This is a genomic window from Nonomuraea endophytica (assembly GCF_014203235.1).
In the GTDB taxonomy this organism is placed as follows: domain Bacteria; phylum Actinomycetota; class Actinomycetes; order Streptosporangiales; family Streptosporangiaceae; genus Nonomuraea; species Nonomuraea endophytica.
This window is the reverse complement of the sequence record NZ_JACHIN010000011.1, coordinates 341,810-361,831: the sequence shown is the minus strand read 5'-3', so window position 1 is coordinate 361,831 and position 20,022 is coordinate 341,810. Positions and strand designations below refer to the sequence as shown.

The window sequence follows — 20,022 nt, the reverse complement described above, 5'->3', positions numbered from 1 at the left end:
CTCCCACTACCTTTGCTCTTCGGAGGGAATGTCCAGGCTCAGCCGCACCGTGCCGTGCGGCACGGCGACCGCGCCCAGCGCTTCTCCCCGTGAGGTGTGCAGGGGCAGGTGGACGACCTGCCAGCGGGCCAGCCGTTCCAGCCCCGGATCGCTCTGGGCCTGCCAGGGTCCGGGATCGGCGAGGTCGGGGAAGCCGGCCGCCGCGGGATCGGCTTGGTGACCGTCGGCGGCCATCAGCGCCCGTTTCGCGGTGACGGCACGCAGCGCCAGCCACCGGCGGTCCTCCTCCGCGGCGTCCTCGATCTGCTCGAGCTCGTCCCCGCTCAGCTCGGGCAGGTCGTCGCCGAGATCCGGCGCGCGCAGGATGGCCACGCCGACCCCGGGCCCGGAGTCGGCGACCGCGGCCACCAGGGTCAACTCGCCCGTGTGGCTCGTGCCGAGCGCGGCGCGCCCGGCGTACCGGCGCAGCACCGCGGTGTGGTCGGCGGGACGGCCCAGCCAGAGGTGCAGCTCGTCCGGCTCGGGCGGTGCGGGCTCGCCCGCGAGGTCGTCGGCGATGAGCGCGGCCAGCTCGGCGGGGCGGTCCTGGACGAACAGGTGACCGCCGCGCAGCGTGCGCAGGCGGAACCCGGCGCTGGTGTGGCGGGCCCAGCCGAGCGTCTCCGCCGCCCCGACCTCCCCGTCGTCCAGCCCGGTGAAGGCCACGATGGGGGAGTCGATCGGCGGCTCGGGCGCGTAGGCGTAGTTCTTGATCCAGGTGAAGTCGGAGCGCAGCACCGGCATCATCAGCTCGCGCAGCTCCGGCAGGTGCTTGAGCTCAAGAAGCGCGCCCGCCCTGCGGACGAGCTGGTCGATGAAGGCGTCGTCGGGCAGGTCCACGGCGGCCGCCAGCGGTACCCGGCGATCCGGTGGGTGCGCGCCGCCGACGTAGAGCCTGGACGGCCGGCGCAGGCCGCGCCGCCGCAGCTCGCGCACCACCTCGAAGGCCAGGCGGGCGCCCATGCTGTGGCCATACAGCGCGTACGGCTCGGCCGTCGCGGCCGCCACCTCGTCGGCGATCTCGGCGATCGTGAAGGCGGGCGGTTCGACGATGCGGTTCTCCCGGCCGGGAAGCTGGACGGGGACGACGTTGAGATCGGCGAGTCCGGCGAGCTCGCGCAGGAGGCCGTTGTAGGCGCTGGCGCCTCCACCGGCATACGGGAGGCAGATCATCGTGCGGACGGGGCGGAGATCCATGGGGTGGGGATTCTGCGCCGCGGCTAACTGGTCACTGATCGCCCAGCACCCCCCTGCGGGCAGTCACCGTGTGCGGCGAGTGGTGGATTCGTCGCTGAATAAAGTCGTCAACCGCCATGTTACGGCGCTCCTCGACAATTGCCTCGAAACAACCTCGAAAAAGAGAGATGCACAAGAGTCCCGACTTAGCGTGTGATGTCACGCCGTTCACGACATTTACTCTTATATCGATGTTTGCGGGGTGCAGTCAACGGCGCGGCCGGCGGGTGCCGGCCCGAGGTCGCGTGAATACAGCACGAGAGCCTCTTGCGTCACTGGTCATGCGATGATATGCGTGTCCGTAAATGGGATTCGGGCAACCGAAACCCGCCCCAGGGGTCTGGGGGATTTCTTGTGGTTTGGGGCGTTCGTCGGAACCTTGGCGAGGGACGAGCGGGGCCGGTCGAAGTGCGGCGCCGTCTTCTGGCGTCCCGCGCAACCACCTGAAATAACCTCTGTGCGGCGGAGCGAGAAGAAGCCCGGCCGTCCCGGGATCGTCGCCCTCGGGCGGGCCGCCGACTCGTGATCGGACTCATTTGTCGCCCGTCTTGTCAAGAGGCGAGAAAAACTTTCACATATCAGTCAGGACGATTGTCCGATCACCTTAACCCGGGCTCTGGTCACCCCGAAACTCCCGCTCGACGTGCGGGGTTGGGGTGCCAGGGGTGCGCGGCGCGGCTCTCACCGGTGGATCACGCGTCATGGAGTTATTCAGCGGTTTCCGGGGAAGGCGCTTTACCAGATATGTCAATCAATGGAGTCCGGTGCGGCGGCCGGCGTGGCGGCGATATCCGCGAACACCGGTCACCTCATTCACCTGATTGACATCCGAGCCCTATTCCGTACGGACTCGGGGAACGGCCTAACCGCCCGTGGACAGACTCAGGTCGCGTACACGGTCCCACCGCTGCGCCGTGACGATCTTGGCGGTGAGGTTCTCCTGGTCGTACACGATCGACCACCGGGTGTGCGTCTGGGCGACCCGCTTGAGCAGCTGCATCGGCTCCGTGCCGTCGCCTTCGGTCAGCAGCCGGTAGCGGCGGTCGGCCAGTTTGGTGTTCCGGTCGGCGCCGGTCATCGTGATGTTGGTCAGGTAGCGCTCGTCGATGACGTTCATGCGCCCCTCGGCGAACTCCACCACCACGGACTTGCCGGCCCGGTCGGCGATCAGATAGTGGAGCTGCGGGCCGCCGCTGAAGTCCAGGTCGTAGCGGCGCATCAGGTCGACCGCCTCGGACACGTTCGCGGCGCGGTCGAGCATGAGCCGGATGATCCGCGTGCCGCTCACGACCGTGCGTCCCGGGGTGCGCGCGGGCAGGTCCGCGTGGGGCGCCTGGGCCAGGCCGACGGCCAGCCCCTTCTCGTTCATGCCGTCGAACGGCAGCAGCACCGCGTGCGCCAGCCGCCGCCGGTCCTGTGCGGCCTTCAGATCCGGCCGGGCCGCCGGCGGGAACACGTAGGAGACGTCGACCAGCGAGATCGAGGCGTAGCCGTCCGGCGGGTCGGCGTGGACGACCATGGCCGGGTTGGGGTCCCAGTCGAAGTTCCTGCCGAACGTGCCGGGGCGGTGGAACAGCGAGCACGCCCAGCCGTCCCCGGTCTTGGCCAGCTCCGCCTCGGTGAGCGGCGCCTCCGCGTTGTAGCCGCCGTGGTAGGTCATCTCGTACAGCGGCATGTCATCCAGCCGGCGCAGGCTCGTCGTCGTGCGGGCGATCTCGTCCTCCGTCTGCTGGAGAATGCCGGTGTGCGCCGCGGCGGAGGGCGCCGCGGCGGAGGGCGCCGGCGGCGCCTCGGGGGGCGCGCACGCCGCCGCTGTCGCGAGGGTCAAGGCCGACAACACCGCCAGAGCAGGGGTCCGCATGTCTGTAGTCTGCCTACCGGCACCCGCCGTGTCACCCGTGGGAAGGGGCCGCGACGGCCGGATCCGGTCGTTCGAACCGGTCAGGAGCACTGGGAAGTGGCCGCGACGGTGCGATCAGGTCGTTCGAACCGGTCAGGAGTGGCCGATGATCTGGTGGGGCCGGTAGGGGGCCTCCAGCCGGGCCGTCTCCTCCTCGCTCAGGGACACCTCCACCGCGGCGACCGCGTCGTCCAGGTGGCCCAGCCTGCTCGCCCCGACGATCGGCGCGGTCACGCCGGGCCGGCCGAGCAGCCACGCGAGCGCCAGCCGCGCCGGTGGCAGGCCGCGTTCGGCGGCCAGCGCGCGCACCACGTCGACGACGTCGAAGTCCGCGTCCTCGTACATGCGGTCGGCGAGGTGGTCGCTGCCGGATCGGAGCGTACCCGGACGGCTGCCTCGGTGGCGGCTGCCGGTGAGCAGGCCGCGGGCCAGAGGGCTCCACGGGATGACGCCCACCCCCTGGTCCAGGCAGAGCGGGATCATCTCCCGCTCCTCCTCCCGGTAGACGAGGTTGTAGTGGTTCTGCATCGATGCGAACCTGGTCCAACCGGCCGTCTGGGCGGTGTGCTGCGCCTTGGCGAACTGCCAGGCGTACATGCTGGAGGCCCCGATGTAGCGTGCCTTGCCGGCCCGGACCACGTCGTGCAGGGCCTCCATGGTCTCCTCGATCGGCGTCTCGGGGTCCCAGCGGTGGATCTGGTAGAGATCGACGTGGTCGGTGCCGAGCCTGGTCAGCGAGGCGTCGATGGCGGCCAGCACGTGTTTGCGGGACAGGCCCCGGTCGTTCTGGCCCGGACCGGTCGGGAAGTAGACCTTCGTGGCCAGGACGTAGTCGTCGCGGCGGGCGAAGAGCTTGCCGAGCAGCCGGCCGGTGATCTCCTCGCTGACGCCGTCGGAGTACATGTCGGCGGTGTCGAAGAAGGTGACACCGGCCTCGACCGCACGCCGTACGATGGGCTCGGCGGCGTCCTCGCGCAGCAGCCACTCCCAGGAATCCGGATCGCCGTAGGTCATCATGCCCAGGCAGATCCGGGAGACCCGCAGTCCGGACGAGCCCAGATTCACGTATCGCATGTCGCCTTGTCCTTCTGTGTGAGGGTGCGCTCCCGGTGGAGCGCGACCGAAAGCACCACGAGCCCGACTCCGGCGAGCTCGGCGAGCGTGGGAAGCTGGCGGAGCACGACGACGCCGATCACCGTGGCCGTGGCGGGAAGCAGCGCCACCAGCAACGCGTATGTGGACCGGGCCATGCGGGCCATCGCGAGCTGGTCGCAGACGTACGGGATGACCGACGAGCAGATCCCCACCGCGATGCCCGCGGCGAGCGTGACGGGGTCGATCATCGCGGGAACGGCCTGCCACCCCGCCACCGGCGCGACGAACACGCAGGCGACGAGCATGGCGGCGGCCAGCCCGTCGATGCCGCCGACGCCGCGCAGCCGCCGGGCCGTGCGGTGGGCCAGCACGATGTACGCGGCGAACAGCACCGCGTTGGCGAACGCGAACACCAGCCCCAGCGGCTCTCCGGCGAGCCGGATGTCGGTCAGCACGTAGACACCGCCGACGGCGGCCACGAGGGCCAGCAGGTTGCGTGCCGTACGGGCGCCGAGCGCGGCCAGCGCGATGACCGGCAGAAACTCGATCGCGGCCACGGTCCCCAGCGGGACGCGGGCGATCGCGAGGTAGAAACAGACGTTCATGGCCGCGAGCACCGCGCCCATGGCGATGATCGTCCACCGCCCCGCCGCGTCGAGCCTGGTGAGGGTACGCCAGGGGCGGCGCCAGAGCGCGAAGACCAGAGCCGCGCTCCAGATCCTCAAGGCGGCGACCCCGAGCGGGGCGAGCCTGCTGAACAGGAGCACGGCGAAGGCCGGGCCCAGATAGTGGAAGACGGCGCTTCCGATGAAGTAGGTCCACGGAGGCGCCGCGGAAAGGGTGGCACGAGGGCCGGTAGGCGGCATGACGCCATCGTCGGCCAACCCGTAATTTAGGAGAATGGCGAACCGAAAGATCAGGCCCGAGCGGACGTACGAACCCAAGGGAATCGACGCCCTTGACCTTCGTATCCTCGCCGAGCTGCAGGTGGACGCCAGAGTGAGCTTCGCCGAGCTGGGCCGCAGGGTCGCCCTGTCGGCTCCTGCGGTGGCCGACAGGGTGCAGCGGCTGGAGGAGACCGGAGTGATCACCGGCTATCGCGCCGAGGTCGACCCGCGGGCCCTGGGCTTTCCGGTCACGGTGATGGTCAGGATCCGCCCGGCGGTCCGGGAGATCCAGCGCATTTCCAAGATCGCCCAGGAGGTTCCGCAGATCGTCGAGTGTTACCGGATGACCGGCGACGACTGCTTCTACTTCACCATGCACCTGCGGGCGGTCGACGAGCTCGAACCGATCCTGGACCTGTTCACCCCGTACGGCCAGACGACCACGTCGCTCATCCACACCGCGCCCGTGCCCCGCCGCCCCCTGCCGCTGGAGTGACGCCTTTACGGACGGGCTCCCGCCGTGCCGGCGGGCGGAACCAGCTGGTTCGGGCCGGCCGGAACGTGCCGCCGGATTCGGCGGCGTGACCAGGCTGAGCAGGCCCCGGCGGACAGGGGAGCACCCGGCCACCCCGCTACAGATCGGTAAGCGAGGTTTCCCGCATATGGCCACTCTTCGCGGGAACCTTCATCGGTGCTGCGCAGTATCAGTCCCGGAAGGACCACTACCAACACGATCCACAGGAGGATTCGGTGAGAGTCCGAATTCGGAGCTGGGCCAGCGTTACCTGGCTGGTGGCGTTCCTGGCCGTTCTGACCGTCGCGTTGGCCCCGGCGGCCGGCGCGGTGGCGGCGGAGCAGTCCGACGACGTCTACCGGCTGACCATCGTCCGTCTCAACTGTGACGACGAGGCCGAGGCGTTCTCCGATGAAGTGGAACTCTGGGTCGACGGCGCCTTCGTCGATCGCAGGAACAACATGGACGGCGGCGACTGGTGGGACATCAACCGGTCGTACGACTTCCAGAACTCGATCGAGATCGTGATCCGCGAGAACGACGGCTGGGTCATCGGATCCAGGACCGTCAGCTCGCAGGAGGCCAACCAGGGGTTGAAGGTCGCCCCCATGCCGGGCTTCCACGGCACCGCGTACTACTACCGCCTGACGTACTACGTGACGGGCCCCATCTGAGGGTTCGCACCAGGCGAGACGATCGGTGACCCAGGGCGGCGCCCTTTTCCGGCGCGCCGCTCTGGGATCCGGCCGGGCTGACCAGGTGAGACGTGTCGTATCAGCCGTCCTGTCAGCACCGCGACGGTCCGGTGTCAGAGCGCCCGGCCATGGTGGCTCCCATGAGCGAAGCCACCCCTTGCCTGCGGCGCGTCCTTCCGATCCGCCTTCCCCTGCCACGGCTTGCGCTCTCACTATTTAGCGTTACTATGTACCAGTAGCTAGTAGTGCTCAGTAGAGAACGGATGTCCGGATGACAGTCCATCAGGCCCAAGGGCCCGCGATCCGCGTACAGGGCCTGCGAAAGGCGTACAAGGAGCTGAAAGTGCTGCGCGGCGTCGACTTCGACGTGGCGCGGGGCAGCATCTTCGCGCTGCTCGGCTCCAATGGGGCGGGCAAGACCACGGTCGTGCGCATCCTGGCCACGCTGCTCAAGGCCGACGGGGGCACCGCTCACGTGCACGGCTTCGACGTCGCCAAGCAGCCCGCCGAGGTGCGCGAGTCGTTCAGCCTCACCGGGCAGTTCGCCGCCGTGGATGAGATCCTCAGCGGGCGGGAGAACCTGGTCCTGGTCGCCCGGCTGCGCCACCTCAAGAACCCGGGCAAGATCGCCGACGACCTGCTGGCCCGGTTCGCGCTGACCGAGGCAGGCGCGCGCAAGGTGTCGACCTACTCGGGCGGCATGCGCCGCCGCCTCGACATCGCGATGAGCCTGATCGGCGACCCGCCGGTCATCTTCCTCGACGAGCCCACCACTGGTCTCGACCCCGAGGCCCGCATCGAGGTGTGGCAGGCCGTCAAGGAACTCGCCGACAACGGCACCACGGTCCTGCTCACCACCCAGTACCTGGACGAAGCCGAGCAGCTCGCCGACCGGATCGCGATCCTGCACGAGGGCCGGATCATCGTCAACGGCACCCTGGACGAACTCAAGCAGCTCCTCCCGCCCGCCAAGGTCGAGTACGTCGAGAAGCAGCCGACCCTCGAGGACGTCTTCCTCGCCCTCGTGGGCAAGGACGGCGACGGAAAACACCGCACCTCCCTTCGGACCCGGTAAGGAACCACGATGAGCAAGCACTTCTTCGGTGACACCGCCGTCCTGCTGGGACGGTCCCTGCGCCACATCACGCGCAGCGTGGACACCATCGTCACGACCGCGATCATGCCGATCGCGATGATGCTGATGTTCGTGTACGTCTTCGGCGGCGCGATCAAGACCAGCGCGGACTCGTACGTGAACTACCTGCTTCCCGGCATCCGCCGGGACCTCGACCTTCTTGAGCACAGCCTGCTGCGGGCCGCCCGCGAGGCGGGGCTGCGCTGGCGCGACATCGCCGGAGCGCTCGGGCTCGACAGCCCCCAGGCCGCCCAGCAGCGCCTGGCCCGCCTCGACGGCCGCGCCACCGCTGAGGAGCCCGGGGCCTGACCTCAGGCGTTCTCGTAAGGGATGATCTCGGCCAGGGCGGAGGCGCCGCCGAGGCTGTAGTCACTGCGCAGCCGGATGTACCGGGCCGCGACGCCGTCCAGAAGGACGTCGTTGGGCGCGGTCATGCGCGGCCACGTGACCCGCTTGACGTCCCTGAACGTGACGCCGTCATCGCTGACCTGCACCATGCCCTCAAGGATGGTGCCGTTCATGTTGACCCGGAGCTTGGGCTGGAAGCGTACGGCGGACAGATTCCTGACCCGGCCCAGGTCGACGGTGATGGTGTGCGGCTGCGGCGGCACCACCGGGTAGTCGGAGTGGAAGTCCGTGGTCAGGTTGCCGTCCACGGCCCTGGCCGGATCGCCGATGCCGGGCTTGAACGTGCTGGCGGTGGCGGTCAGCTCGGCGGGCGGGACACGGCGGCCGGCGGGCGCCGCGGGCCAGATGTCGCGCCCCTTGCCGGGCTGCTCGCTGACGGGTGTGCGGTCGGGTCCCCGCCCCTTGCCGCGGATCAGGATGTCGGTGACGACCGAGCCGTGGTCGGAGTAGAAGGGGTACGGCCGGTTGAGCGGCGACTGCTGGTGGCGGGGGAGGCGCTCGACGTCGGCGCGGGAGCCCAGCACCCGGACGTCCTTGCCCCGGGCGAAGACGTAGTCGATGCGGCCGGGAATGGCGCCCATGCCGTGGAACGGGCTCCACGTGCGGCCGGGGTAACGTCCGGCGTCGGGGTTGGCGTAGCGGAAGGTGTCGAGGAAACCGGCGTCGCTGTACTGCTTGGTGTACGGCCAGGGCAGCACCACCCCGCCGTGACCAGGAGCGTTGGCGAACTGCTCGGTCCAGTCCAGGTGCGACTGCGCGTTGAGGTCGCCGCCCATGAGGACGGGGGCGTCGTCGTCGCCGATGAAGGACGGGATGGCCTTCTCCAGGATGGCCTTGCCCATCGCGACCCGGCGGAAGTGGTCGCCCTCCAGGATCTGCTCGGTGGTCTTGGTGCGGGGCAGGCCGTGGGTGTTCTGCACGGCCGCGTCATGGGTGTCGCCGTACGCCCAGCCGTCGTGCCAGGTCCACAGGCTGAACGCGTGGACGTGTTTGCCGTTGGGCAGGCCGAGGCGGGCGCCGCCGAGGTTGAAGGAGGAGATGTCGGCGTCGGCGTAGCGCGGGTAGACCTTCTCGATCTTGAGCTTGGTGTAGAGCCACAGGTTGTCGCCGTTGACGCTGTAGTCCTGCGGCTGGGTGAGCTGCACGCCGGAGTACCGGTCGTCCGGCCGCCGCCCGGCGTTCAGCCCGTCGAGGATCTTCTGGCCGGAGCCGTACCCCTCGACCACGAAGAAGACGTCGGGGTTGACCTCGTTCATGTAGTCGATCATCTGGGCGAGGTTCTCGCCGGTGGTCTCCTTGCGGTCGAACGTCCCGCCGACGAAGAGGTTCCACGACATCAGCCGGAGCGGCGTGCCCACGTGGTTCTCCGGCAGGGAGGTGACGGAGACGTCGACCGTGACGTCTTGCTGGGGGAGCGTGAAGGGGCGGCTGCGGACGCGTCCGTCACGGCTGTAGAGGGTGTCGCGCGCCCACACCTGCTCACCGCTTCTGACGGTGGTGACGAACTCCTGCACACGGTGGGGCTTGGGCCTGGCGGTGGCGACCACGGTGCAGGTGCTGCCGTCGCAGTCGAGGCGGTAGCCGGGCTTGGATCCCCGGTCGGCGGTGGCGGGGGTGGTGGCGGCGAGCAGTCCGGCCAGGGCCACGGCGACGGCCAGGGGAGGGGTTAAGACGCGCACGGGCATTCCTTCGCGGCGAGAGGTCGAGGGGAGGTTCCGAGGACCGTCGGGCTGCTGCCCACTATTGATGGACTCCAGAGGATATTGCTCCGGACATGGCTCCTCATGCCGGGATCATCCCGTCATCTGACGCACTGTCGCAAGCCCTGTTGGAGACTATCTATGGAGTCCAGAATAAAGCCCCCGGTCAGGGGGTGGTGGTGGACGGGGTGTCGCCGTAGGACTGCAGCAACCCCGACATGATCGCGGCGAACTGGTCGCGGTGCTCCTCGTCCAGGGACTGCAGCAGGCGGGCCTGGTTGGCGATGTGCTCGGGCAGCACCCGGTCGATGACCTCCAGGCCGTGCGGGGTGAGGCGGATCTTGACCGAGCGGCGGTCGGCGGTGTCGCGTACCCGGGTGACCAGGCCCTTGTCCTGCATCTTGTCCACCCGCAGGGTGATCGCCCCGGTGGTGACCAGGGAGACCTTGAGGAAGGTCCCCGCGGTCAGCTCGTACGGCTCGCCCGAACGCCGCAGCGTCGACAGGACGTCGAACTCGCCGGGTTCGAGGCCGTGCTTGGCCAGCACCTCCTTGATCGACATGTCCCACATCCGCGACAGCCGCATGAGCCGGCCGACGATGCCGACCGGCCAGATGTCGATGTCGGGACGCTCCCGGCGCCACTGCTCCAGCACCGCGTCCACCGCGTCGGCCATGACGACTCCTCAAAATAGGCGAGCGCTCATCTACTTGACACTCACGTAACCGCTCATTATCTTAGCACTCATCTTATCAGCTATCGCCTTTCTGGGGGTTGATCCACATGCCTTTCACCTCCGTCCGGGGTTCGAAGGTTCACTACGAGGTAGACGGCGACGGGCCGGGCCTGGCCCTGGTGCACGGCACCGGCGGTGACGCCGACAAGGTCTTCGGCAACGTCGTGCCGCACTTCGCGGACACCCGCACGGTGATCCGCCCCAACTTCAGCGGCAGCGGCCAGACCGAGGACGACGGCTCTGAGCTGACCGTCGAACTGATCGCCGACCAGGTCGCCGCCTCCATCGAAGCGGCCGGAACCGGCCCGGTGGACCTGCTCGGCTTCTCGCTGGGCGCGGTCGCCGCCGCGGCCGTCGCCGCGACCAGGCCCGCCCTGGTACGCAGGCTGGTGCTGGTCGGCGGGTGGGCGCATTCGACCGGACCCCGTGACGCCTTCTACTTCGAGACCTGGCGCAGGCTGCTGGAGACCGACCGGGACCTGCTGAAGCGGTTCTCCGCCCTGACCGGGTTCAGCGCGGCGGCCCTGGACTCCTTCGGCCACGACGGGCTCGCCGCCTCCCAAGCCGACGCGTGGCCGCCCGCCGGGATGGAGCGCCAGGTCGAGCTCGGGGCGCGCGTGGACATCCGGGACCTGCTGCCCGCCATCACCGCTCCCACCCTGGTCATCGGGCTCGGCGCCGACGCCATGATCCCGATGGAGGGCTCGCGGCAACTGCACCGGGCCATCGCGGGCAGCCGCCTGGTCGAGGTGCCGGGGCAGGGACACATGGACTGGTTCGCCGACCCCAGCGGGCTGGTCGGCCTCACCCGCGGCTTCCTCGCCGAGGGGGACTAGCGATGTCCTACCCGGACCCCCGCTACTTCGGCGACCGGGGCGAGGTCAACGCCCAGTTCCGGCGCTCCACCGCCGCACCCGACTTCGTCTCGGGACCCGGCACCGGCGGCGAGACCAGCTACCACTACCTGTCCACCACCGCCTCCACCGGAGGGGAGTACGGCCTGTACCGGGTGGACATGGGGCCGAAATTCGGCGGACCCGGCACCCACTTCCACAAGGCGATGTCGGAGTCGTTCTTCATCCTGTCCGGCACCATGCGGCTGTTCGACGGCGAACGCTGGATCGACGCCGTCTCCGGCGACTATCTCTACGTCCCGGTCGGCGGGCTACACGCCTTCCGCAACGAGTCGGGGGAGCCGGCGTCCATGCTGATGCTGTTCGCCCCGGGCGCGCCCCGAGAGGAATACTTCGAAGGGATCACCCTGCTGGGCGACCTCACCGACGCCGAACGCGCCCAGTTCCTCGTCGACCACGACAGCTACTTCCTCTGAGCCGCGGTGAAGGCCAGCAGGGGAACGGCGGTCCGCGCCGGGTCCTCCAGGATCGGCGAGTGCCCGAGACCGGGCAGCATCTCGACCCGCGCACCCGGGACGACGCGGTAGTCGTCGGCCGATGCGGACCGCCATCTGCGGTCGTCCGCCCCGAAGATCACCAGGAGTGGCTTGCCGAGGGGCGCCAGCCGGTCCGGGAGCGCCTTCTGGCGCAGGTATTCGGTCGTCGCCCGCATCGTCGCGACGAGCGAGTAGTACGTCATGGCGCGTACCTCGTCCAGGAGTTCCCGGGGGACCTCGTAACCCGGGCGGCTGAAGCCGGTGCTGGCGAACCGGCGGATCTGCTCGTCGGCCGGCGGCCACGGCGCAGGGTTGATGGCGGCGGACTCCGAGGCGATGAAGGCGTCCAGGCTGGGGCCGGTGTTGATCAGCACGAGCGCGTCCACCAGGCCGGGACGCTGTTCGGCCAGCGCGGTGGCGACCACGCCGCCGCTGGAGTGACCGGCCACGACGGCGTGCTCGACGCCGAGCCGGTCCAGGGTCGCCCCGACCCGGCGGGCCTGGTCGGCGGTGGCGTAGCTGACGTCGTCCGGCTTGGCCGATCGGCCGTGGCCGAGCAGGTCGATCCGGATGACGTGATGGGACCCGGTCAGCAGCGGAACCAGCGAGTCCCAGGAGCGGGACGAGGACGCGGATCCATGAATGAGCAGGAGCGCCGGGGCGTCGCGTGGGCCGTCCTGGCACACGTGGAGGTCGCCGTCGTCAAAGAAATCGGTCATGAGCTCACTGTCGCCCCCGGCACACGGCGCCGTCTTGGACGAATGTTCCCCAACCGGGCCGCCGTAGCATGGGGCGGTGGGGACGTTCGTGCACGGTGCGGCCAGGTGGGAGGTCGCGGTCCCGCGGCGGCCCAGCCGGGTGGCCGGTGTCACCATGGCCGGTTTCCGGGTCGGTGACCTGGACGCGCTCCGGATGGTCCCGCACCCGGCCGTGACGCTGCTGCTGGAGTTCGGCAGCGGCTCGCCCATCCTGGACCACGCCGCCGGACGGCAGGGCGGAAGCATCGTCGCCGGACCGGGCTTCGGGACCGGAGGCGCGGTCTGGGCGCGCGGCGAGAACGTCGAGTGCGTGCAGGTACGGCTGTCGCCGCTGGTCGCCCGCGCGGTCCTGGGCGTCTCCCCGGCCGAGCTGGACGGCGCCGCCGTGGCTCTGGGCGAGCTGTGGGGACGAGAGGCGTCGCGGACACTTGAGCGGCTGGGCGGCGTCTCCTCCTGGGAGGATCGCTTCACGCTGATCGACGTGCTGCTCGCCCGCCGGTTCGAGGCGGGGGCGCGCGTCGATCCGGAGGTGGCCAGGGCCTGGCAGCGGATCGTCGGCGGGCGTGGCCTGGCGCGGATCGACGGCCTGGCGGCCGAGGTCGGCTGGAGCCGTAAACGGTTGTGGTCGCGCTTCCGTGCCCAGATCGGGCTGCCGCCCAAGCGCGCCGCCAAACTGGTCCGCTTCGACCAAGCGGCCCACCGGCTGGTCGCGGGTGAAGGCGCGGCCGTGGTCGCGGCGGAGATGGGCTACGCCGACCAGTCCCACCTGCATCGGGACGTCATGGGGTTCACCGGGGTGACCCCGGCGACCGTGGCCGGTGAGGCGTTCCTGGCTGTCGACAACCTGGCCTGGCCCACTGAATTCTCTGCAAGAGAGCGCTCTCTTGACAGCGGGCTTGTCGTGCCGGACAGTCTCGGGTAAATCCATTTCTGTGAATCCGGTTAGGAAACCCGAATGGATCACACCCCCCGTTCAAGAATGGCGCTCGCCATCGGCGCCGCCCTCACCACCCTCCTCGCGACGCTCGCCCCCATGGCCACGAGCGCGACCGCCGCCGCCGCTCCCGCCCCCGGACCGCTGGTCTGGTCCGACGAGTTCAACGGATCCGCCGGCAGCGCCGTCGACCAGTCGAAGTGGCGCTTCGACATCGGCGGCAGCGGCTGGGGCAACAACGAGCAGCAGTACTACACCAACAGCACCCGTAACGCCGCCATGGACGGCGGCGGCAACCTGGTGATCACCGCCCGCCGGGAGAACCCCGCCAACTACCAGTGCCACTACGGGACCTGCCAGTACACCTCGGCCCGATTACTGACCGCCGCCACCTTCACCCGCGCCTACGGCCGGTTCGAGGCGCGCCTGAGGGTTCCCCGAGGTCAGGGCATCTGGCCGGCCTTCTGGATGCTCGGCAACGACATCGGCTCGGTCGGCTGGCCCAACAGCGGCGAGATCGACATCATGGAGAACATCGGCCGCGAGCCCAGCACCGTTCACGGCACCCTCCACGGTCCCGGCTACTCCGGCGGCGCGGGCATCGGCGCCGCGTACTCGATCAGCGGCGCGTTCGCCGACGCCTTCCACACCTTCACCGTCGACTGGTCGCCGAACCTGATCATCTGGTACGTCGACGGCAACGAGTATCAGCGGCGCACGCCCGCCAGCCTCGGCGGCAACCGCTGGGTCTTCGACCATCCGTTCTTCATGATCATGAACGTGGCCGTCGGCGGGCACTGGCCCGGCTACCCCGACGCCACCACCACGTTCCCGCAGACGATGACCGTCGACTACGTCCGCGTCTACGCCCCGCCCACGGGCGGCGGTGGCGGCCAGATCACCGGCATCGGCGGCAAGTGCGTCGACGTCGCGGGCGCCAACCCGGCCAACGGCACCGCCGTGCAGCTCTGGGACTGCAACGGCTCGGGCGCGCAGAACTGGTCGTGGAACGGCGACGGCTCCGTGCGCGCGCTCGGCAAGTGCATGGACGTCACCTCCGCCGGCACCGCCAACGGCACGCCCGTGCAGTTGTACGACTGCAACGGCACCGGCGCCCAGCGGTGGACGTTCAACACCGGCACCGGCCAGATCGTCAACCCTCAGGCCAACAAGTGCCTCGACGCGACCGGGGCGAGCTCGGCCAACGGCACCCGGCTGCAGATCTGGGACTGCTCGGGCGGAGCCAATCAACGCTGGGCGCGTTAATGCTTATTGAGAACGCGCTCTCTCAACGGCGTCCATATTCACCGTGACCTTTCCCCGGACATTCCCGCGCTCGGCCGCACGGTGCAGGTCCGCCAGCGCCGCCAGCGGCCGGGCGTCCACCTCGACGTCCACCACGCCCTTGTCGATCAGCGCCACCAGCTCGGCCAGCTGACCCGGATCGTTGCGGGCCACGAAGTGAACGGCCTGTGGATGCTCGATCGGCCGGGTGACCGACACGAACTCCTCGGCCAGCCGCGTCACCGAGGCGGGCAGCTCGGCCACCAGGTTGATCAGCACGTCGTTGCCGGACGGCAGGGGAGCAGTGGTGTAGTCGACGACCTCGTCGGCGCCCAGCGCGAGCATCGCGGCGGCACTGCGCGGGCTCGCGGTGGCCACCACGTACGCCCCCGCGTGCTTGGCCAGCTGCACCGCGAACAGCCCGACCCCGCCCCCGGCCCCGTTGATCAGCACCCGGCTGCCGGGCCCGATCCGGGCGTGCTCGAAGACCGCCTGCCACGCGGTGAGCCCCGCCACCGGCACCGCCGCCGCGTCCGCCAGCGGGATCCGCTCCGGCGCCCTGACCAGCATGTCGGCCCTGGCGACCGCGTACTCGGCCGCCGCCCCGTCGATCAGCCCGATCACCCGGTCGCCGGGGGACAGGCCGCCCGCCCCGGTGATCACGGTCCCCGCGACGTCCCAGCCGAGCGTGTGCGGCAACGTGATGCCGAGCGTGTCACCCAGCAGCCCCATCCGCAGCCCGACCTCCGACGGGTTGAACGACGTCGCGGCCACCTCGACGAGCACCTCGCCGGGACCCGGCCGAGGCACCGGCACCTCCTCCAGCGAGATCACCGAGGCGTCGCCGTACTCGTGGACGCGGGCGGCCCGCATGGTGGCGAGAAAGTCCGCGGCGTGCTCGTTCGCCCAGGTCTCGAACGTGCTCGCGGGCACCCCCGTGACCTCCTCCACGGTTCTGGTCGGGACCGGGCCGGGCGCGGCGAGCGCGCGCAGCATCCCGTCCACGGCGGGCGCCGGCCACCCCAGCCCGAGCATCCGTTCCCGCGCCTCGGCCGGGGGCTCCTCCGCCCAGCGCACCGGCCGCCCGATCGCGGCGCCGATCGCCAGCGCCTGCTCCCGCTGGGTGAGCGACCGGGGCCCGGTCAGCGTGTAGACCGCGCCGTCGTGGCCGTCGCCGAGCAGCGCCCGTACCGCGACGGCCGCGATGTCCCGCTCGTGAAGGGGAGCGAACCTCGCCTCCCCGTACGGCTGCCGCACGACCCCCGCCCGGACCTGCTCGGCCCAGCGCAACGTGTTGGCCGCGAACGCGTGCGGGCGCAGCACCGTCCACTCCCGCGCGGTCCGGGCGACCAGACGCTCGATCTCCACCTCGTACGGCCGGGCGGCGGCCGAGGACAGATAGACCACCCGCCGCGCCCCGACCAGTTCCAGCACCTCACGAGCACCCTCGGCCGACGCGAACGGCCACAACAGGAACACCGCGTCCACACCGTCGAGCGCCGCCGCCAGCGCGGCCGGGTCGGTCAGTTCTCTCGTCACCGTGCGCACGTCGGCGCCCGCTTCTTGAAGCTGGCTCACCAGCGGACGGCCGATCGTGCCGGTCGCCCCGCTGACCAGGACTCTTGTCATGCCGTCCACGCTAAGACCCGTGGACGAGTCACCCAATGCCCTCTCGTCTGCGAGAGATACGCGATCGTCTCCGTGGCTAGACTGACGTCATGGACGTCCTGAGCGATGTGATCGCCTCCATGCGCATCGGCGTGCCGCGCTCGGCGCGGGTCGCGTGGCCGGCGCCGTGGGGGCAGCGGTTCCCGTCGGCGCCCGGCTCGGCGGGCTTCCAGGTGATTCTGCAGGGCTCGTGCTGGGCGATCCCGCCGGAGGGCGAGCCGATCCCGGTCGGGGCCGGCGACGTGCTGTTCTTCCCCCACGGCCACGGCTACACGCTGGCCGACTCGCCCGCCACCCCCGTCGCCGATTCCGACTGCGACCCCTACGACGACGCCGAACTGTTCGCCTCGGCCACCATGGAAGGCTCCGGGCCCACCACGGTGACGCTCTGCGGGGGCTACCGGCTCGACCCCGGCCGGGCGCATCCGCTGCTCAGAGACCTGCCCGAGATGATCCACCTCCCCGCCAAGCTGGGCCACAACACCGACCTGCGCGCCGCCGTCGAACTGCTCGGCAAGGAGATGGACTCCCCCCGGCCGGGCGCGGACCTGGTGGTGTCGGCGCTGCTGGACACGCTGCTCCTGTACATCCTGCGCGCCTGGTTCGCCTTCTCGACGGAACACTGCGGGGCCGGCTGGGCCGCGGCGCTGGCCGACCCCGCCATCAGCGCGGCGCTGGACGGCATCCACCGCCACCCCGCCGACCCGTGGACCGTCGAATCGCTCGGCCGCCGGGCGGGCCTGTCCCGCGCGGCGTTCTCCCGCCGGTTCACCCAGCTCGTCGGGCAACCGCCGCTGACCTACCTGACCTGGTGGCGGCTGGGCACCGCCGCCCGCATGCTGCGCGACAAGGACGCCGCGCTGGGCGAGATCGCCGCCGTGGTCGGCTACAGCTCGGAGTACGCCTTCTCCAACGCCTTCAAGCGCCAGTACGGCATGGCCCCCGGCAAGTACCGCCGCGTGGGCTGCCCGCCAGGAGCCCAGGGCCGGTAACTGCGCGCCGTCGTCCGGCGTCACCTGGAGCTCCCGCGCACAGGAGTCTCGCGCTGCTCGGCGTGGCCCGGCGCGTGCAGGGGCAGGACCGCGTAGATGACCGGGCCGATGAGGGCGGCGGAGCCGGGGTGGATGGCGCTCAGGTGCAACGAGAGGGCGTCGCTGAAGCGCTGGCGCTCGCTCTCCTGCTTGACCGTGTTCTCTTCGACGGCCAGGCTTTCGCGTGATTTTTCCCGCGCGGGCGACTTTTCGGGGCCTGGGCGATTTATCGGGCTTTGTCGGGATCAGTTGGGCGGCCAGGACGCACAGCGGCCCGCCGAAGACGCCCAGCCGGTTCGCCGAAAACCAGCCCTTCACCCCCGTCATCGAAACCCTCCGCGCCCTGCTCACCGACGCCCCCCTCGGCGACAGCCTCACCCGCTCCATCGCCTGGAGCGCCGCCATCGCCCTCCTCGGCTACCTCTGGGCCAAGAAGCTCTACAACCGCGACCCCGGAAAGTGACGACCGGCATGGCGGCGGCCCTCAGCACGACCGCCCGATGCCCCTGGCGCCGGATCTGGCACGCGGCATCATGCTGCCGGGCATAGCCCTGGCTCACCCCCCGCAGTTCCTGCTCGACTGGACGCGCGGCCCCACGCGGACCACGGTGGCGGCGGTCTCCAGGGGAGCCCGCTGGTGCGGTGAGCATGAAGCGGCCACCACGGTCGTACAGGGCGGGCCGCTCATGCGGGTGAGGATCGAAACCGGGGCCGCCGTTGTCGCGCGGGGAAACCAGTGGGCCGGGTAGCGCCGGGCGTACCTCGAAGCCGAGGCGTCTGACACACCGGGTTCCCACTTGCGCCGCTCTCTCAACGGGGCCGGGACAGCCGCAGGTTACGAGCCCGCCTTCGCCTGGTCGGGACGTGGCGGTGATCTTGACGAGTCCGGCGTGGGAGGAGGTCCTGACCTGGACGCCTCCTTGACGATCAATCAATTACATGGTTTATTAGTAGGAAATGTAGGTTAATACTGCTCGCCGGATGTCCGCGAGTGGCGGGTGACGGCTGGGCCTGAGGATGAGTGTCGATCTTGGCGGCGGCCGGGGTTCGGTGACGGTCACCCACGCCGCCCGTTCTGGCGGGGATGTTGCACTGATGAATGTCATGGATTCACGGGTCGCCGTCGGCCGGACCGCGGCCAGGCGATTGTCGCGCTATTCTTCCGGCGATTACGACGCTCCGGCGAGACTGCTTCGCCGTATTTTCGACGAGGTATGTCTGGACGAGAAGACCTCGGCCCGCGTGGCGCATTTGATCGACGAATGGTTCGACACCCGGCGGGCCGCCGTCGATTCGCGTTCGGTGAAAATGCTGCTTTGGCGTGGCCGGGTGGACGAGGCCGTTTCCGTGATCGCGGAAGGGCCCGGCTCGTGGCTGGACTCGGCCGCCTGGATCCGTTTCTGGTACCCGGACCTCGGGGTCCCGCCGTCCGGCGGGCAGGTGGAGGTGGTCACCGGCCTGGAGGGGCTCGACGTCCTCAACGCCCTGCTCGGCGAGCACGACGAGCGCGCCGCGGTCCGCCACGCCCAGCAGGTGCTCCGGCACTGCCCCATGGGCGAGGGCGCGCTGGAGTCGCTGACCTCCGCCCTGATCACGCTGGTGTACGCCGGTCGCGCCGACCTGGCCGCCCGCTGGTGCGTACCGCTGCTCGAACAGACCACCACCCACTGCGACCCCGCCTGGCTGGGCGTGTTCGCCGCGATCCAGGCCGAGATCCACGTACGGCAGGGCGACCCCGCACAGGCCGAGCGGTGCGCCCACGCCGCCCTCACCCACCTGTCGCTGCGCGAATGGGGCGTGGCCCTGAGCTTCCCGCTGGCCAGCATGGTGAGCGCCAAACTCGCCCTGGACAAGCCGGAGGAGGCCGCGCGCTACCTCGCCGTACCGGTGCCCGAAGCCACCTTTCAGACCCCGGCGGGCCTGCACTACCGCTACGCCCGAGGCGAGTACGCCCTCGCGACCGGCGCGCCGCGCGCCGCCCTGGACGACTTCGCCGCCTGCGGGGACGCCATGGCCCGCTGGGGCCTGGACCTGCCCGGCATCGTGCCCTGGCGGCTCGGCGCCGCCCGCTCGTACGTGGACCTCGGCAGACCGGAGCGGGCGTGCGAACTCGTCGCCGACCACCTGGCGCTCCTGCCGCCCGGCCCGTCGAAGGGCAGGGGAGCGGCGCTGACCCTGCGCGCGGCGGCCTCACCCGTGCAGGCCCGCCAGGCGCTGCTGGAGGAAGCCGTGGAGATCTTCCAGGTGGTGCGCGACCAGGCCGGGCTGGCCGGGGCGCTCAAGGCGCTGGCATCGGTGAACTCCCAGCTCGGTCAGGCGCACCGGGCCAGGTTGTTCGAGCGCAGGGCGCTGACCATCGAGCGGCCCGGCCTGGACGCGGAGCCGGGGGCGCGCGAGCTGCTGAGCGACGCCGAACGCCGGGTCGCCACCCTGGCAGCCCAGGGATACACCAATCGGCGGATCGCGGAGAAACTCTATGTCTCCGTCAGCACGGTCGAGCAACACCTGACCCACATCTATCGCAAGCTCGGCATTTCCCGGCGTCTCGACCTGCCCGCCCGCCTCGATTAGATTTCACGTTCTGGGGTCATTAGGGGTACCCCCCTATTTGT

The 20,022-nt window shown here is 70.2% G+C and carries 21 protein-coding genes; 12 read left to right on the top strand and 9 right to left on the bottom strand.

The features are described from left to right. Positions 1 to 6: 6 nt before the first annotated feature. The 4 genes from HNR40_RS36300 to HNR40_RS36285 form a co-directional block, all read right to left on the bottom strand. Positions 7 to 1,236, bottom strand: coding sequence for a thioesterase II family protein (locus HNR40_RS36300; RefSeq protein WP_184969532.1), 1,230 nt, complete (start codon positions 1,234 to 1,236; stop codon positions 7 to 9). Between the two features lie 901 nt (positions 1,237 to 2,137). Continuing rightward, positions 2,138 to 3,136 carry a carcinine hydrolase/isopenicillin-N N-acyltransferase family protein gene (locus tag HNR40_RS36295; RefSeq protein ID WP_246509799.1) on the bottom strand — a complete coding sequence of 333 codons (999 nt, stop codon included), beginning with the start codon at positions 3,134 to 3,136 and terminating at the stop codon, positions 2,138 to 2,140. A 132-nt stretch (positions 3,137 to 3,268) separates the two neighbouring features. Continuing rightward, entirely contained in the window at positions 3,269 to 4,249 is a 981-nt protein-coding gene (locus HNR40_RS36290; RefSeq protein ID WP_184969529.1) for an aldo/keto reductase, read from the bottom strand. Then, positions 4,237 to 5,136: an EamA family transporter gene (locus tag HNR40_RS36285; RefSeq protein WP_184969527.1), complete on the bottom strand. Its 900-nt coding sequence runs from the start codon at positions 5,134 to 5,136 to the stop codon at positions 4,237 to 4,239. Before HNR40_RS36285 ends, HNR40_RS36290 begins: the two co-directional genes overlap by 13 nt. A gap of 34 nt (positions 5,137 to 5,170) precedes the next feature. Here HNR40_RS36285 and HNR40_RS36280 point away from each other — a divergent pair, with 34 nt between their 5' ends. From HNR40_RS36280 to HNR40_RS56705, 4 genes are all read left to right on the top strand, one after another. Further along, a complete protein-coding gene (locus HNR40_RS36280) occupies positions 5,171 to 5,653 on the top strand; it encodes an Lrp/AsnC family transcriptional regulator (RefSeq protein WP_184969525.1) in 483 nt (160 codons plus the stop codon). 254 nt (positions 5,654 to 5,907) lie between these two features. Further along, a complete protein-coding gene (locus HNR40_RS36275) occupies positions 5,908 to 6,345 on the top strand; it encodes a hypothetical protein (protein WP_184969523.1) in 438 nt (145 codons plus the stop codon). Between the two features lie 292 nt (positions 6,346 to 6,637). Further along, positions 6,638 to 7,441, top strand: a complete 804-nt coding sequence (locus tag HNR40_RS36270) for an ABC transporter ATP-binding protein (RefSeq protein WP_184969521.1) — start codon at positions 6,638 to 6,640, stop codon at positions 7,439 to 7,441. Between the two features lie 9 nt (positions 7,442 to 7,450). Continuing rightward, positions 7,451 to 7,810: a hypothetical protein gene (locus HNR40_RS56705; RefSeq protein ID WP_281395639.1), complete on the top strand. Its 360-nt coding sequence runs from the start codon at positions 7,451 to 7,453 to the stop codon at positions 7,808 to 7,810. A 2-nt stretch (positions 7,811 to 7,812) separates the two neighbouring features. Here HNR40_RS56705 and HNR40_RS36260 read toward each other — a convergent pair whose 3' ends face one another. Continuing rightward, positions 7,813 to 9,588, bottom strand: a complete 1,776-nt coding sequence (locus HNR40_RS36260) for a discoidin domain-containing protein (protein ID WP_184969519.1) — start codon at positions 9,586 to 9,588, stop codon at positions 7,813 to 7,815. Between the two features lie 187 nt (positions 9,589 to 9,775). Next, on the bottom strand, positions 9,776 to 10,285 hold the full coding sequence (locus HNR40_RS36255) for a MarR family winged helix-turn-helix transcriptional regulator (protein WP_184969517.1): 510 nt from the start codon (positions 10,283 to 10,285) through the stop codon (positions 9,776 to 9,778). Between the two features lie 107 nt (positions 10,286 to 10,392). On the opposite strand from HNR40_RS36255, the gene HNR40_RS36250 reads away from it, so the two are divergent. Beyond that, entirely contained in the window at positions 10,393 to 11,181 is a 789-nt protein-coding gene (locus HNR40_RS36250; RefSeq protein WP_184969515.1) for an alpha/beta fold hydrolase, read from the top strand. A 2-nt stretch (positions 11,182 to 11,183) separates the two neighbouring features. Then, positions 11,184 to 11,675 carry a cupin domain-containing protein gene (locus HNR40_RS36245; protein WP_184969513.1) on the top strand — a complete coding sequence of 164 codons (492 nt, stop codon included), beginning with the start codon at positions 11,184 to 11,186 and terminating at the stop codon, positions 11,673 to 11,675. Here the strand turns inward: HNR40_RS36245 and HNR40_RS36240 are convergent. Beyond that, entirely contained in the window at positions 11,663 to 12,454 is a 792-nt protein-coding gene (locus HNR40_RS36240; protein WP_184969511.1) for an alpha/beta fold hydrolase, read from the bottom strand. The genes HNR40_RS36245 and HNR40_RS36240 overlap by 13 nt on opposite strands. Before the next feature lie 76 nt (positions 12,455 to 12,530). On the opposite strand from HNR40_RS36240, the gene HNR40_RS36235 reads away from it, so the two are divergent. Continuing rightward, a complete protein-coding gene (locus HNR40_RS36235; RefSeq protein ID WP_184969509.1) occupies positions 12,531 to 13,415 on the top strand; it encodes a helix-turn-helix domain-containing protein in 885 nt (294 codons plus the stop codon). 57 nt (positions 13,416 to 13,472) lie between these two features. Further along, a complete protein-coding gene (locus HNR40_RS36230) occupies positions 13,473 to 14,693 on the top strand; it encodes a glycoside hydrolase family 16 protein (protein ID WP_246509798.1) in 1,221 nt (406 codons plus the stop codon). Between the two features lie 3 nt (positions 14,694 to 14,696). Here the strand turns inward: HNR40_RS36230 and HNR40_RS56700 are convergent, their stop codons facing one another. After that, positions 14,697 to 16,340, bottom strand: coding sequence for an alcohol dehydrogenase catalytic domain-containing protein (locus tag HNR40_RS56700; RefSeq protein ID WP_281395638.1), 1,644 nt, complete (start codon positions 16,338 to 16,340; stop codon positions 14,697 to 14,699). An 89-nt stretch (positions 16,341 to 16,429) separates the two neighbouring features. Here HNR40_RS56700 and HNR40_RS36215 point away from each other — a divergent pair, with 89 nt between their 5' ends. After that, entirely contained in the window at positions 16,430 to 17,371 is a 942-nt protein-coding gene (locus HNR40_RS36215) for an AraC family transcriptional regulator (RefSeq protein WP_184969504.1), read from the top strand. 20 nt (positions 17,372 to 17,391) lie between these two features. Here HNR40_RS36215 and HNR40_RS56695 read toward each other — a convergent pair whose 3' ends face one another. Beyond that, positions 17,392 to 17,520, bottom strand: a complete 129-nt coding sequence (locus HNR40_RS56695; RefSeq protein ID WP_281395636.1) for a hypothetical protein — start codon at positions 17,518 to 17,520, stop codon at positions 17,392 to 17,394. A 74-nt stretch (positions 17,521 to 17,594) separates the two neighbouring features. Between HNR40_RS56695 and HNR40_RS36210 the strand changes: the two genes are divergently transcribed. The 3 genes from HNR40_RS36210 (at position 17,595) to HNR40_RS36200 (ending at position 19,981) form a co-directional block, all read left to right on the top strand. Continuing rightward, on the top strand, positions 17,595 to 17,873 hold the full coding sequence (locus HNR40_RS36210; protein ID WP_184969502.1) for a hypothetical protein: 279 nt from the start codon (positions 17,595 to 17,597) through the stop codon (positions 17,871 to 17,873). A gap of 37 nt (positions 17,874 to 17,910) precedes the next feature. Beyond that, positions 17,911 to 18,159 carry a hypothetical protein gene (locus HNR40_RS36205; protein WP_184969500.1) on the top strand — a complete coding sequence of 83 codons (249 nt, stop codon included), beginning with the start codon at positions 17,911 to 17,913 and terminating at the stop codon, positions 18,157 to 18,159. Between the two features lie 346 nt (positions 18,160 to 18,505). Further along, positions 18,506 to 19,981, top strand: a complete 1,476-nt coding sequence (locus HNR40_RS36200; RefSeq protein ID WP_184969498.1) for a helix-turn-helix transcriptional regulator — start codon at positions 18,506 to 18,508, stop codon at positions 19,979 to 19,981. The last annotated feature ends 41 nt before the right edge of the window (positions 19,982 to 20,022 follow it).

Excerpts from the sequence above, each read along its gene's own strand:
- HNR40_RS36300 (WP_184969532.1), bottom strand. The coding sequence starts at position 1,236 with ATGGATCTCCGCCCCGTCCGCACGATGATCTGCCTCCCGTATGCCGGT.
- HNR40_RS36295 (WP_246509799.1), bottom strand. The coding sequence starts at position 3,136 with ATGCGGACCCCTGCTCTGGCGGTGTTGTCGGCCTTGACCCTCGCGACA.
- HNR40_RS36290 (WP_184969529.1), bottom strand. The coding sequence starts at position 4,249 with ATGCGATACGTGAATCTGGGCTCGTCCGGACTGCGGGTCTCCCGGATC.
- HNR40_RS36285 (WP_184969527.1), bottom strand. The coding sequence starts at position 5,136 with ATGCCGCCTACCGGCCCTCGTGCCACCCTTTCCGCGGCGCCTCCGTGG.
- HNR40_RS36280 (WP_184969525.1), top strand. The coding sequence starts at position 5,171 with ATGGCGAACCGAAAGATCAGGCCCGAGCGGACGTACGAACCCAAGGGA.
- HNR40_RS36270 (WP_184969521.1), top strand. The coding sequence starts at position 6,638 with ATGACAGTCCATCAGGCCCAAGGGCCCGCGATCCGCGTACAGGGCCTG.
- HNR40_RS56705 (WP_281395639.1), top strand. The coding sequence starts at position 7,451 with ATGAGCAAGCACTTCTTCGGTGACACCGCCGTCCTGCTGGGACGGTCC.
- HNR40_RS36255 (WP_184969517.1), bottom strand. The coding sequence starts at position 10,285 with ATGGCCGACGCGGTGGACGCGGTGCTGGAGCAGTGGCGCCGGGAGCGT.
- HNR40_RS36250 (WP_184969515.1), top strand. The coding sequence starts at position 10,393 with ATGCCTTTCACCTCCGTCCGGGGTTCGAAGGTTCACTACGAGGTAGAC.
- HNR40_RS36245 (WP_184969513.1), top strand. The coding sequence starts at position 11,184 with ATGTCCTACCCGGACCCCCGCTACTTCGGCGACCGGGGCGAGGTCAAC.
- HNR40_RS36240 (WP_184969511.1), bottom strand. The coding sequence starts at position 12,454 with ATGACCGATTTCTTTGACGACGGCGACCTCCACGTGTGCCAGGACGGC.
- HNR40_RS36230 (WP_246509798.1), top strand. The coding sequence starts at position 13,473 with ATGGCGCTCGCCATCGGCGCCGCCCTCACCACCCTCCTCGCGACGCTC.
- HNR40_RS56700 (WP_281395638.1), bottom strand. The coding sequence starts at position 16,340 with ATGACAAGAGTCCTGGTCAGCGGGGCGACCGGCACGATCGGCCGTCCG.
- HNR40_RS36215 (WP_184969504.1), top strand. The coding sequence starts at position 16,430 with ATGGACGTCCTGAGCGATGTGATCGCCTCCATGCGCATCGGCGTGCCG.
- HNR40_RS36205 (WP_184969500.1), top strand. The coding sequence starts at position 17,911 with ATGCCCCTGGCGCCGGATCTGGCACGCGGCATCATGCTGCCGGGCATA.
- HNR40_RS36200 (WP_184969498.1), top strand. The coding sequence starts at position 18,506 with ATGAATGTCATGGATTCACGGGTCGCCGTCGGCCGGACCGCGGCCAGG.